Source organism: Flavobacterium sp. (assembly GCF_965262375.1).
In the GTDB taxonomy this organism is placed as follows: domain Bacteria; phylum Bacteroidota; class Bacteroidia; order Flavobacteriales; family Flavobacteriaceae; genus Flavobacterium.
This window is the reverse complement of the sequence record NZ_OZ253527.1, coordinates 3,033,157-3,046,620: the sequence shown is the minus strand read 5'-3', so window position 1 is coordinate 3,046,620 and position 13,464 is coordinate 3,033,157. Positions and strand designations below refer to the sequence as shown.

9 protein-coding genes are annotated in these 13,464 nt (G+C 35.2%); 8 read left to right on the top strand and 1 reads right to left on the bottom strand.

Features of this window, described 5'->3' with window-relative positions; all coding sequences use genetic code 11:
* The first annotated feature begins 54 nt into the window (after positions 1-54).
* The 8 genes from guaA to proC all read left to right on the top strand — a co-directional run bounded on the left by guaA (position 55) and on the right by proC (position 11,129).
* The gene (guaA, locus tag ACQY29_RS13895) at positions 55-1,584 is read left to right on the top strand and encodes a glutamine-hydrolyzing GMP synthase (RefSeq protein WP_428225770.1); all 1,530 of its coding nucleotides are present in this window, start codon (positions 55-57) and stop codon (positions 1,582-1,584) included.
* 100 nt (positions 1,585-1,684) lie between these two features.
* Positions 1,685-3,568: a LysM peptidoglycan-binding domain-containing protein gene (locus ACQY29_RS13890; protein WP_428225769.1), complete on the top strand. Its 1,884-nt coding sequence runs from the start codon at positions 1,685-1,687 to the stop codon at positions 3,566-3,568.
* A 92-nt stretch (positions 3,569-3,660) separates the two neighbouring features.
* The gene (locus ACQY29_RS13885; RefSeq protein WP_428225768.1) at positions 3,661-5,589 is read left to right on the top strand and encodes a PBP1 and LysM peptidoglycan-binding domain-containing protein; all 1,929 of its coding nucleotides are present in this window, start codon (positions 3,661-3,663) and stop codon (positions 5,587-5,589) included.
* Positions 5,589-5,993, top strand: a complete 405-nt coding sequence (locus ACQY29_RS13880; protein WP_428225767.1) for an OsmC family protein — start codon at positions 5,589-5,591, stop codon at positions 5,991-5,993. The genes ACQY29_RS13885 and ACQY29_RS13880 overlap by 1 nt, the downstream gene beginning before the upstream one ends.
* A gap of 232 nt (positions 5,994-6,225) precedes the next feature.
* The gene (locus tag ACQY29_RS13875) at positions 6,226-6,450 is read left to right on the top strand and encodes a DUF3820 family protein (RefSeq protein WP_428225766.1); all 225 of its coding nucleotides are present in this window, start codon (positions 6,226-6,228) and stop codon (positions 6,448-6,450) included.
* A 174-nt stretch (positions 6,451-6,624) separates the two neighbouring features.
* The gene (locus ACQY29_RS13870) at positions 6,625-8,235 is read left to right on the top strand and encodes a CTP synthase (RefSeq protein ID WP_428225765.1); all 1,611 of its coding nucleotides are present in this window, start codon (positions 6,625-6,627) and stop codon (positions 8,233-8,235) included.
* A gap of 67 nt (positions 8,236-8,302) precedes the next feature.
* Positions 8,303-10,186: a membrane protein insertase YidC gene (gene yidC, locus ACQY29_RS13865; RefSeq protein ID WP_428225764.1), complete on the top strand. Its 1,884-nt coding sequence runs from the start codon at positions 8,303-8,305 to the stop codon at positions 10,184-10,186.
* 142 nt (positions 10,187-10,328) lie between these two features.
* Positions 10,329-11,129: a pyrroline-5-carboxylate reductase gene (proC, locus tag ACQY29_RS13860; protein WP_428225763.1), complete on the top strand. Its 801-nt coding sequence runs from the start codon at positions 10,329-10,331 to the stop codon at positions 11,127-11,129.
* A 72-nt stretch (positions 11,130-11,201) separates the two neighbouring features.
* Here the strand turns inward: proC and ACQY29_RS13855 are convergent, their stop codons facing one another.
* Positions 11,202-13,280, bottom strand: coding sequence for a TonB-dependent receptor domain-containing protein (locus ACQY29_RS13855; RefSeq protein WP_428225762.1), 2,079 nt, complete (start codon positions 13,278-13,280; stop codon positions 11,202-11,204).
* Between the last annotated feature and the right edge of the window lie 184 nt (positions 13,281-13,464).

Here is a 13,464-nt window from a genome sequence, read left to right as displayed (position 1 = left end):
AAATCTTACTACATTTAAAATTTTCATTTTTTCCGAAAATGTTTACTTTTGCACATGCAACACAATGTACTTATTTTAGATTTCGGTTCGCAATACACACAGCTTATTGCACGCCGCGTTCGCGAGTTAAATATTTTCTGCGAAATTTTTCCTTTCAATCAAGTTCCATCGGACTTAAGTAGTTACAAAGCGGTTATCCTTTCGGGAAGCCCATTCTCTGTTCGTGCTGAAGATGCACCACATCCTGACTTATCTCAAATTAGAGGTAAAATGCCTTTATTAGCGGTTTGTTACGGGGCACAATACTTAGCTCATTTCAATGGAGGTGAAGTAGCGCCTTCAAATATTAGAGAATATGGTAGAGCTAATTTATCGTTTATCAAGGATGATGAAGTTTTCTTAGATGAAGTAAACATCAACAGCCAAGTATGGATGAGCCATAGCGATACGATTAAGCAATTACCTACGAATGGGGTGCGTTTAGCTTCTACAAAAGATGTTGAAAATGCGGCTTACCGTATCGAAGGGGAAACTACTTATGCTATCCAGTTCCATCCTGAGGTGTACCATAGTGAGGACGGAAAGCAAATGTTAGAAAATTTCTTAGTTAAAATTGCTGAAGTACCTCAAAGTTTCACGCCAAACTCATTTGTAGAGGATATCGTAGCGGAAATGAAAGAAAAAATCCAAGGCGATAAAGTAGTTTTAGGACTTTCAGGAGGGGTAGATTCTACGGTAGCAGCGGTATTGTTAAATAAAGCTATTGGCGAAAACTTATATTGTATTTTCGTAAATAATGGTTTATTACGTAAAAATGAATTTGAAAACGTATTAAATCAATATAAAGGAATGGGATTAAACGTAAAAGGTGTGGATGCATCAGAGCGTTTTCTTTCTGAATTAGCGGGTGTGGATGACCCAGAAACCAAGCGTAAAATCATTGGTCGTGTATTCATTGAAGTATTTGATGATGAAGCACACCAAATTGAAGATGTAAAATGGTTGGCTCAAGGTACTATTTATCCAGATGTAATCGAGTCGATTTCAGTTAAAGGACCATCAGCGACTATCAAATCACATCATAATGTAGGTGGTTTACCAGACTTTATGAAACTTCAAATTGTAGAGCCTTTACGTATGTTATTCAAAGATGAAGTGCGTAGAGTAGGTCGTAGTTTAGGTATTGATGAGGAATTATTAGGCCGTCATCCGTTCCCAGGACCAGGATTGTCCATCCGTATTTTAGGAGATATTACTCCTGAGAAAGTAAGAATTTTACAAGAAGTAGATTATATCTTTATTCAAGGTTTAAAGGACCACGGATTGTATGATAAAGTATGGCAAGCAGGCGCCATCTTATTACCCGTTAACAGTGTTGGGGTAATGGGCGATGAGCGTACTTATGAAAAAGTAGTAGCCTTACGTGCGGTCGAATCTACTGACGGAATGACTGCCGATTGGGTGCATTTGCCGTATGAGTTCTTAATGAAAATTTCGAATGAAATTATCAATAAAGTAAAAGGCGTGAATCGTGTGGTGTACGACATCAGTTCTAAACCACCAGCAACTATCGAGTGGGAATAATTTCTACAGAATAATAATGTAAAAATGCCGTTCAATTTCTTTTTGAACGGCATTTTTTTATTTAATTTGTTGTTTTTCAAAACCAATGCAAACCAACCCAATGAAAAAGTATGTTATTTTAGGATTGCTATGCCTATCGCAAGCTTTTTTTGCACAACAAGAAAAAACATTCAAGCACCTAATACAAAAGGAAGAGACCTTGCAGTCCATTGCTCAGAAATATAAAGTGGCAGTGACAGATATTATTAAATTGAATCAAGGCGCCGAAAATGGCATACAAGCCAATACTATTTTGATTATTCCTAATATCAATTCTATTTCTTATCTATTTAAGAAAAATGATGTGGCAGCTGTAAAATATACCCAACATCAAGTAACGGCAAAGGAAACCTTGTACAGTATTGCCAAACAGCATCAAATTTCAGTTGAGGAATTGAAAAATGCCAACCCTAGTTTGGCAACTACGGCTTTGCGTGAAGGACTGGAATTGCAAATTCCACAATCGGGGGTGCCCTATCAGAACAAAGTGGTTTTTGATGGTAAATTTCACGAAGTCCAATCGCAAGAAACTTTGTTTAGCATTGCGCGTATGTATCACGTAGCGGTGAAAGATTTGGATGAAATAAATGGAGAGGTATTGAAAAATGGTTTGCAAATTGGTCAAAAAATCGAAATTCCAAACAAGAAAAAAACCATAAACGGACAGGCGCGAATTATCAATAGCGAAACCTTATTTCACGAAGTGCAACCCAAAGAAACCAAATTTGCGATAGCTAAAAAGTATGGCATAACTATTGAACAGTTGGAACGACAGAATCCCGAAATTATCAACGGATTGGTGATAGGAAACAAATTGGCTATTAATAAAACGGGGATTAAAGCTAAGAATGAAAATGAAGAGTTGATGATTGCTTTGGCAGAAAAGCAAGCGGTGGTGGAGAAATCAAAAGCACAAACACTTAAAATTGAGGATTTAGAAGACCGTTTGAAAGTGCAAAAGGAGTTGAATAAAAAAATGATTACGCTCAATCGGTTAAATATTAATTTGAATGCCATTGATGAAACTAAAAACGGGTCGGTGGAGCGTTTGCGTTTGGTTTTGGATGCTAATAAGAAAATTCAGGATGTATTGATGGCTAAGCTAGATTCCATTGTAGTGACTATGGAATACGATTTGGTACAATTGAAAGAAAAAGAAATTGAATCGCTGGAAGAATCGCAAAATTTGGAAAAAGAGTCGCAACGAAAAATTAAAGAAACCAATCAATTGGTTAATCAATTAAAATCGGATTTGGCTGAAAACCGTAAAATTTTTGTGGGTGTGATGCAAAAAGTACAGCGTTTGACGGTACAAGAGCATCAGGAATACAAAGCTAAAGTCCGTGAAAATTTATCCCAAAAGGATGTCTTAGCCATAGAAGATATGAAAAAGGTCAATGCATCCTTAACTACAGACGAGGAGAAACAAAAAGTAACGTTGAATAAAATTGAGGCTTTAGATGCCGAAAAGAAAACGGTGGTGAAACGAAAAATTGCTCGCGCAACCTTTTACAGTGCCGAGGCTCGAGAGTTTGATGATAAGCTGGCCTTGGTTAAGTTAGAACGCGCACAGAATGCAATGCCTGCGGATGCTAAGGCGGTTGCTGAAGTAACTATAGATGAGAAGCGTAAAGTGTTGCATGAAAATACCAATGAGGTGCCCACTAAAATTGAAGTGATTGATAATTTGACCGAAGTTGAAAATGGCTTTTATTTGGTGGCACAAACTTTTACTGACCAGCAACAAAGAGATGAATTTGCCTTGCGATTGAGTTATTCTGGCGAACGTAAAACAAAGTTTTTCTATAACATCAATAACTTTGGATATTATGTGTATACTGATAAATTCCAAACGTTGGAAGAAGCTTTGTTTGAATATAAAGTAAAACCAAAATCGGAAGTATTTAAAAATTTATTCATTGTTCAAATCAAAAAAGTGCTTTAACTTTGAAAAATATAGCATAACTATTGAGTTTTTTTGAAACAACTTTATAGTCAGTGATTTAAATTTAATAGTAAAAAAGGGAGAAATAAAAAATGAAAAAAATATTTTGGTGTTTGCTGTTTTTAAGTGTACAAGGGTTACAAGCACAAGCGAATGTAGTCAAACACAAAGTGGCTAAAGGGGAAAATGTTTCACAGATAGCTCAAAAATACGGCGTAACCACTGCCGATATTTATAGTTTAAATCCCGATGCCCGCACTGGAATTGCTGAAAATACGGTTTTAGTAGTGCCTACAAAGTCTAAAACGACTGTTGTAAAAAAGGAAGAGCCTAAAGTGATACTGCACACCGTAGCCGAAGGCGAAACCTTGTTTAGTATAGCTAAAAAATATCAGGTTACTTTAGCAGAAATCGAAAAACTGAATCCATCGATTGTCAATGGATTAAAAATGGATGAAGTACTTAAAATTCCTGTGAAAAACACGGAATTCAAAGCGACTTCCAAAAACATTGGCTTGCAACAAAAACTACCTTTAACGCATACTGTTTTAGCAAAAGAAACCAAATTTGGAATCGCGAAGCAATATGGAATTTCGGTGGAAGAATTAGAAAAGAAAAATCCTGAAATTGCAGGAAAGGAGCTTCCCTTAGGATATGTATTGTTAATTAAAGGCGAAAAGTCAAAGGCTTCCGTGGCTGAACCTAAAAAAGAAACGGTGGCAGAAGTTAAACCCGTTCCAGTGGTAGAAACACCTAAAGTGTCTGAACAAGGTTATACTGTACAACCGCAAGAAACGTTATTTGGTTTGGCTCAAAAATTTGGTTGTACTCAAGAAGAATTGTTAGCTTTAAACCCTGAACTGAAAGAAGGGGTTAAAGAAGGAATGGTCCTAAAAGTGCCTGTCAAAAAAAGCGTGATTCTTAAAAAGAAACTTGCTGATTTGTCTTTAACGGCTAATTATGAAACGCCTAAAAAAGTAGCGTTATTATTGCCTTTCAATATTGCTAAATTAGACCAAGACACGATAAACTCTACGAAAACGCGACTGAAAAAGGATAAATTTTTAAACATGACTTTAGATTTTTATTCGGGTGCTTTGATGGCTATCGATTCAATTCAGAAGCTAGGAGGTAAGGTTGAGGTAACGATTTTAGATTCTGATGAAACCAAGTCAAGTTCGGCGGTGAGTAGTTTAATTTCGGACTATGATTTAAAATCATTTCATGCGGTTATAGGACCGTTTTACCAAAATAATGTAGAACGAGCAGCAAGTTTATTGGAAACTGTTCCTGTAATTTCCCCTTTATCAAAAGATTACGACAAGAAATATCCTAATTTGTATCAAGCCACACCTTTGCCTGATGAGGTAAAACAAGCGTTGTTTGATTTTATGCGTGCCAAAAATGGCAATGTATTAGCGATTATTGACCCGAAAAAACAGTCGGTTAAGCAGTATTTGCAAGAGAATCAAAAAGAAGTTCGATTGGTTAATTTTTCAGAAGCGGGTGGGTTAGATGTAGCGCACTTAAAATCGTTATTAGTGGCCGGGAAAACCAATTATGTTATTATGGAAACCGAGAAAACCAATTTGATTTTATCGATTACGACCAATTTATTGGCGCAATTAAAACAATATGATATCAAACTGGTGATTTTAGGCGAAAACGAAGCTTTAGATTTTGAGGAAATTCAATTAAGCCGATTGACCAAGTTAAAAATGCATTATCCATCGGCTACGCGCGTAAATAATTCGATGGCAGCTGAACTTTTTGATGTACAGTATAAAAGAAAAAACAAAGTAGTACCTAACACCTTTGCTATCCGTGGTTTTGATGTGACTTTTGATACTTTGTTGCGTGTCATGCAAGACAAACCTTTTGCAGAAACGGCTACAGAAACCCTTTCAGAGCAAATCGAAACGCGTTTTAATTATCAAGCTCATCCAGAAGGTGGTTTTGTAAACAAAGGTGGGTATATTTTGTATTACGATAATGATTTAACTATAAAACAAGCGAACTAATGGCAACTTCAAAAGTGACTTATTTGGGCGATTTACGTACGTCATCAATACATATCAATTCAGGTTCTGAAATTATTTCAGACGCACCTTTAGATAATAATGGAAAAGGCGAAGCTTTTTCTCCTACAGATACAGTGGCTAATGCATTGGCATCGTGTATGTTTACTGTAATGGGAATCAAAGCACGCGAAATGGAAGTGGATTTTTCAGGGGCTACTGCAGAAGTAACTAAAATAATGGGAACAGAACCTCGCCGAATTACTGAAATTCACGTTACTTTCGAAATGAATTTGGAAGCTGACGAAAAAATCAAAACGATTTTAGAACGCACGGCTATGACTTGTCCTGTGTTTTATAGTTTGCATCCTGATATTAAAAAAGTAGTGGTTTTTAATTGGAAGTGATTTAGTGTTCAGTATTCAGTAATCAGTGTTCAGTATTCAGTAATCAGTAATCAGTAATCAGTAATCAGTAATCAGTAATCAGTAATCAGTGTTCAGTATTCAGTATATGTAAACTATTAATCTTTTAAACTAATAAACTTATATACCCATAAACTCATATACCCATAAACTCATATACCCATAAACTATAAACTCATAAACTATAAACTCATAAACTTTTTAAACCAACAAATTGAACCAAGAACTTCTCATTAAACTCGCTCACACCAAAATGCCTTTTGGGAAATATGAAGGACGTTATCTTATCGATTTGCCTGAGCATTATATTGTTTGGTATAAACAAAAAGGATTTCCTCAAGGGCAATTGGGACAACAACTTGCATTGGTGTATGAATTGCAACTAAACGGTTTGGAAGAGTTGGTGCGTAACATTCGTAGAAACTTTCCTAAAAAGTAATTGATTAATAAGCAAATTTTGATAATTTGAAAATGATGGTTGGCTACAACTAAATCATTTTCAAATTATTTTTTATTATTTCAATTTTCAAATTAATAAATTTTCAATTTGAAAAATTATAATCGTATTTTTGCGCGTTTTTATTTAACAACAACAACACAACAATACAACACAATGAATCAGACAAAGTATATTTTTGTTACAGGAGGGGTAACTTCTTCTTTAGGTAAAGGAATTATTGCCGCTTCCTTAGCAAAATTATTGCAAGCAAGAGGGTACCGTACTACCATTCAAAAATTTGACCCATATATTAATGTCGACCCAGGAACTCTAAATCCTTATGAGCACGGAGAATGTTTTGTGACGGATGACGGGGCTGAAACCGATTTGGACTTAGGACATTATGAGCGTTTCTTAAACGTACCTACTTCGCAAGCAAATAATGTGACTACAGGTCGTGTGTATTTGTCTGTGATTGAAAAAGAACGTCGTGGAGAATTCTTAGGAAAAACCGTTCAAGTGGTTCCTCATATCACCAACGAAATCAAGGAACGCATGCAGTTACTTGGTAAAAGCGGGGATTATGATATCGTAATCACTGAAATAGGTGGTACTGTTGGGGATATTGAATCGTTGCCTTATATTGAATCGGTGCGTCAATTGTTATGGGAATTAGGTGACAATAATGGAATTGTGGTACACTTAACGCTAATACCTTATTTATCTGCTGCAGGTGAGTTGAAAACGAAGCCTACACAGCACTCGGTGAAAACTTTAATGGAAAGTGGTATCAAAGCGGATATTTTGGTTTGTCGTACGGAACATGAATTAACATCAGACATGCGTCAGAAATTAGCTTTGTTCTGTAATGTAAAAAAAGATTCGGTTATCCAATCTATTGATGCATCAACAATCTATGATGTGCCTAACTTAATGTTGGAAGAAGGCTTGGATAAAGTGGCTTTGAAAAAATTAGACTTACCAGAAAAAAATGCTCCAGATTTAAAACAATGGAATGAATTTTTGCAACGTTTAAAAAATCCTAAGCACGAAGTCAATATCGGTTTAGTGGGGAAATATGTAGAATTACAAGATTCTTATAAGTCTATTTTAGAAGCTTTTATTCATGCTGGAGCTAAAAATGAGACAAAAGTAAACGTGATTTCGATTCACTCAGAACATTTAGATGCCAAAACGGCAGAAAATCAACTGAAAGGGTTAGATGGTATACTTGTTGCTCCAGGATTCGGCGAAAGAGGAATAGAAGGTAAAATAGAAACCGTACGTTATGCACGTGAACATAAAATTCCTTTCTTTGGTATCTGTTTAGGAATGCAAATGGCGGTAATTGAATACGGTAGAAACGTTTTAGGATTAAAAGATGCGAACTCTACCGAAATGAATAAAGGAACGTCAGCACCTGTTATCAACCTGATGGAAGAGCAAAAAACAGTGACTGACAAAGGCGGAACAATGCGTTTAGGGGCTTGGAAATGTACACTAGAAGCAGGTACTTTGGCACATAGTATTTATGGAAAAGAAGCTATTTTGGAGCGTCACCGTCATCGTTATGAATTTAATAGCGATTATTTAGAAGCAATGCAAACGGCTGGTTTAAAAGCTTCGGGTATCAATCCTGATACAGGATTAGTCGAAGTGGTTGAAATTACAGACCATCCGTTTTTTATCGGGGTACAATACCACCCAGAATATAAAAGTACCGTTGCTAACCCGCATCCTATCTTTGTGAAGTTTGTGGAAGCAGCAGTGAAAAACAAGAAATAAATGGTTTTGGTTTCAAGTTTATTAGTAAACTTGAAACTTGAAACTTGAAACTTTGAACACAAAAAAAATGGAACAAAAAAAGTTTGACCTCAATTCGATTATTGGATTTGGATTGATTTTCGTGATTATGATGTGGATTATGTATCAAAACCAACCCACACAAGCGGAAATTGATGCGCAAAAAGCAAAAAAAGCGCAAGTTGATAAAGCTAAAAAAACAGATGCATCTCTTACAACTTTAGCAACAGTAGCAGGCGATTCGGCTAAAGTTACCGAAGCTTTAAAAACTAAATTAGGAAGTTTTGCTTATTCCGCGACTTTGCCTACCGCTAAAGATGGTTTTACGACATTGGAAAATGAATTGGTAACCTTGAAAATTGCTAATAAAGGTGGCTATATTGCAGAAGCAACTTTGAAAAACTTTAAATCAATTGACGAAAAAGGCCCTTTAATACAATTGATTAAAGAAAACAATGCGCAGTTAAACCTTGCTTTACAAACCAAAGAAGGGAAAAACTTAAATACAAAAGACTTGTATTTTGAACCAGTGCTTACAAAAGTAAATGGCAGTCAAGTTTTGTCTATGCGTTTGAAAGCCGCTGAAAATGCTTATTTAGAATACAAATATGTATTGAAAGCTAATGACTATATGTTGGATTTTGATGTGAAATCACAAGGTTTAGCAGGGGTATTGAATACAGCAAATCCTGCTACTTTAGATTGGAATTTAAAATCGTTCCGTAATGAAAAAAGTGTAAGCTACGAAAATCGTTATACGGAAGTAGTTTATGAATACGAAGAAGGTAAAGATAATTATTTAGGTCAATCAGAAAAAAATGAAGAGGAAGTTGAAGATTTATCTTATGTAGCTTTCAAACAGCATTTCTTTACGTCAATTTTATTGACAAAAACGCCTATAAAATTAGCGAAATTAACTTCTGAAAATTTAGTGAAAGATGCGGCTGTAGATACTACTTTTACTAAAAAGTTTCAAGCACAATTGCCTTTAGCTTTCACTAACGGCGAATTGGATTATAAAATGAATTGGTATTATGGACCTTCAGATTATAAAATCTTAAATGCTTATGATAGAAATTTAGACGAAATTATTCCATTAGGTTGGGGGATTTTCGGATGGATTAATAAATTAATTTTTATTCCTGTATTTGGATTTATTAGTAAATTTTTGCCTTACGGTTTAGCTATCATTTTATTTACAGTGTTGATAAAATTAGCGATGTCTCCATTTACCTATAAGTCTTTCCTATCACAAGCAAAGATGAAAGTATTGCGTCCAGAAATGAACGAAATCAACGAAAAGTTTGGCAATGACGCTATGAAAAAGCAACAAGAAACGATGAAGTTATACAACAAAGCTGGGGTGAACCCGATGGCTGGTTGTATTCCAGCATTAATTCAGTTACCTTTTATGTATGCTTCGTTCCAATTCTTCCCAGCTGCTTTACAGTTACGTCAGCAAGATTTCTTATGGGCAAAAGACTTATCTTCGTATGATTCGGTTTTAAAATTGCCATTTAACATTCCTTTGTATGGAGACCACGTGAGTTTATTCCCTATTTTAGCAGCTATAGCTATTTTCTTCTATATGAAATATACTACTGGCGACCAAGCTATGTCAGCGCCTCAACAAGAAGGGATGCCAGATATGGCTGGAATCATGAAAATGATGATTTGGATTTCGCCTATCATGATGTTGATTTTCTTCAATAATTACGGTTCAGGTTTGAGTATTTATAACTTATTTTCAAACTTGATGACTTTAGGGTTGATGTTCTATATTAAAAATTTCTTGGTAAACGATGCAAAAATTCATGCGCAGATTCAAGAAAACAAACAAAAAGAACCTAAAAAGCCAGGTAAGTTCCAGCAGAAATTACAAGAAGCTATGGAGCAAGCACAAAAGCAACAAGCCGAAAATAAAAAGAAATAAAGTGTTCAAAACCTGTTGTGAAAGCAACAGGTTTTTTTAAACATATGAATTAACACTATTTTTAACTAAAAAAATAGTGTTATTGAGTGTTCAAAATCTCTATAATCTGTGGTGTATACCACTAAAAAGAATAATAAAATACATGAAAATAGCTATTGTTGGATACGGGAATTTAGGAAAAACATTTGCAGGGAGTTTTATCAAATCAAGATTTATTAAAAAAGAAGATATATTTGTGTACACCCGTAGCTTGCCTAAAATACAGGATTGTTTTTCGATTCCTTTAGACAATTTTTCCACAGATAATTTCCCTACCCAGCACGAAATCGACATCGTTATTCTATCAGTGAAACCACAAGAGTTTGTTAATGTGGCTACATTTTTAAAAGATAAATTGCATCCCAATATCTTAGTCCTCTCGGTTATGGCGGGGGTGTCTATCGAGAAAATTGCTAGTTTATTACAGATTGAAAAAGTAGTGCGTTCGATGCCTAATTTAAGCACGCAAATAGGGCAAGGGATGACGGTTTTTTCTGCTTCTGAAAAAGTAGATAGAAAAGATTTGTTTATTGTACAAAACTTGATAAACACCACGGGAAAATCAGTGTATGTAGAAGATGAAAACATGCTAAATCCTGCCACAGCTGTTTCAGGGAGTGGTCCTGCGTATGTGTTTTATTTTATGAATGCGATGATACAAGTAGCGGAGGAATTAGGTTTTTCTAATTCAGAAGCAGAATTACTAGTCAATCAAACGTTTTTAGGAGCGGTTAACTTGCAAGCTTCTTTAGGCTTGTCTAATGCAGAATTAATCAAAAAAGTAGCCTCAAAAGGCGGTACCACTGAGCAAGCGTTAAAAGTTTTTGATGAAATGAATTTGAATCAAATAATTAATCTTGCGATTCAAAAAGCAAATATACGCGCGATTGAGTTGGGGGATTAATTGATAGAATAAAAAAGGAATCATATATGACACAGTTATATGATTCCTTTTTGTTTCAACTAACTCAAAATACTATTCTGGCAATCGGTCTTTATCCGTCTTCTTTCTGTTAAATTTATATACAAAAGTCAACGTGGCTCTTGGACCTGAAAAACGTCGCTCCGCATACGTGGTGTAATTACTTCCTACAATCGAGCCTCGGTCTACACGACTGTCAAAAATATTATCGCCACGTAAGGTTAAGGATGCTTTTTCTTTCCAGAATTCTTTGGCAATAGAAAGATTTGCCCAAAATATGGTTTTACTTTCAATCTGTCCACTATTTCTAGCGCCTTGTATATTGAAACTGTTTTGCACACTCCATGATTTTAAACGTATACGCGAATTTAATTTAGAGGTCCAACTCGCATCGTTGACATCAAATAATCCTTTTTGGTTAAATTGAAACCAATTGAAATCACTGGAAATGAACCACCATTTCGTAGGTGTATAGGTCAAATTGATTTCAGCACCATAACGGTTTTCTGTGCCTAAGTTTATGGGTTTTTCTACTACATAACCCGATGGGTTTTTGGTGAAACTACTTTCAAATAAATGGGTAGTGTATTGGTAATATAGCGATGGATTAAACGTAAAGCTTTTCCATTTTATAAGCGTTCCCATTTCGTAAGCATCTATATACATCGGATTCAAATCAGGGTTTCCAATGCGGATATTTCTTCTGTCGGCTATACCACCAAAAGGATTCAGTTGAAAGAACGAAGGGCGGTCTATTCTACGACTATAGCTCAATTGCAAACTCAGATTTTCTTTTACATTATAGGTTAAATGTAGGGTAGGAAAGAGGCGCGTGTATTGTTTGTCGGTCTTAAAAATGTTTTTGGTATCGGTACTTCCCGTGTTAAAATGTTCTGCGCGTAAACCTAATTGGTATTGAAATTTTTTATATTCACTTTTGTACTGCGTGTATATTCCAAAAATGCTTTCATGATAGCGTAATACATTAGTTAAAGAATCTACTTGAACTTGATTGTCCCAAACCATATAATCACTATCTATGCGTCTAATTTCCCCTTTGATGCCTAAATCTAAACCCGATTTTTCATTGATAGGTAAGGTAATATCACTCTGAAAAACCAAATCTTTGCTACTTTCAATATCTCTACTTTTTAGGGTTTTTATACTGGGTGTAGGAAGGACTTCTTTTTCAGTAATGTTTTCATTTTCGTCATCATTCCAAAAATCATATTGAATATTGGCTGTAATTTTTTTCCCTTTTTTATCAAAGGTTTTTACATAATTCAATTCAATTTGATTAGCTTTTTGGGGTTCTTTATAAAATTCTTGTGCCGTAAATAATTGGGTAGTGCTACTGGCAGAATTTTTAAAATCAAAATTATAATCGACATAGTTTTTGGTCACATTATGTCTGAAAAAATAACTTAAGGTTAAGGTGTTTTTATTATTGATGTAATAATCGCTACCTAAATATAAATTGAATCGATTAGAATTGCGCTCCATATCTATATTTTGAAAAAGAAAGCCCGTTGGATTTGTATTCGCATCAAGATGGGTACGAGTGAGCTCACTATCACCTAGAAAAGTCATGCGGGTATAGCGGAAATCAGAGAAAAGATTGAACTTTTCTTTCTTATAATTCATATTAACACCTGCCGAATTGTTATTAGGTAAACCACCCGCCAAAGTAAATGAACTGCTAAAGCCTTCCGACTTATTTTTTTTAAGAATGATGTTAATGATGCCCGAAGCGCCTTGCGCATCGTATTGTGCCGATGGATTAGTAATTACTTCAATGCGGTCTATGGTTTCTGCGGGTATTTGTTCCAGTCCGTTGTTTTGTGTTAATACCGAAGGGCGTCCGTTTATTAAAATGCGAACACTCGAATTGCCTCGTAAACTCACGGCTCCATTAGCACTTACATTTACAGAGGGAACATTGTTCAGAATGTCTGTGGCATTTCCACCTTTTGCTACTAAATCTTTACCCACATGGAATATTTTTTTGTCCATTTTAGTTTCGATAGATGATTTTTGAGCGGTAACTGTAATTGCTTCTAATTCTTTTGCTTTTTCTTGTCCCCAGGTAGCGAAGCCTAAGAATAAGGTAAGTAGGAAAACTCCTTTTTTCATAACTGTCGATTTTAATTGATACGCAAATATCTTTTGATTCTAAATGAAAAATGTGAAGGATAGATATATAAGTGGGTTTTGTAGATAGAATCTTTTTAAAAGTATTTTTGGGTTATTTGGTCTTCAAAAAAGGAGTCTTCATATTGAATATCGATACTTTTGTCGATGCACAAGGATTTTTGTA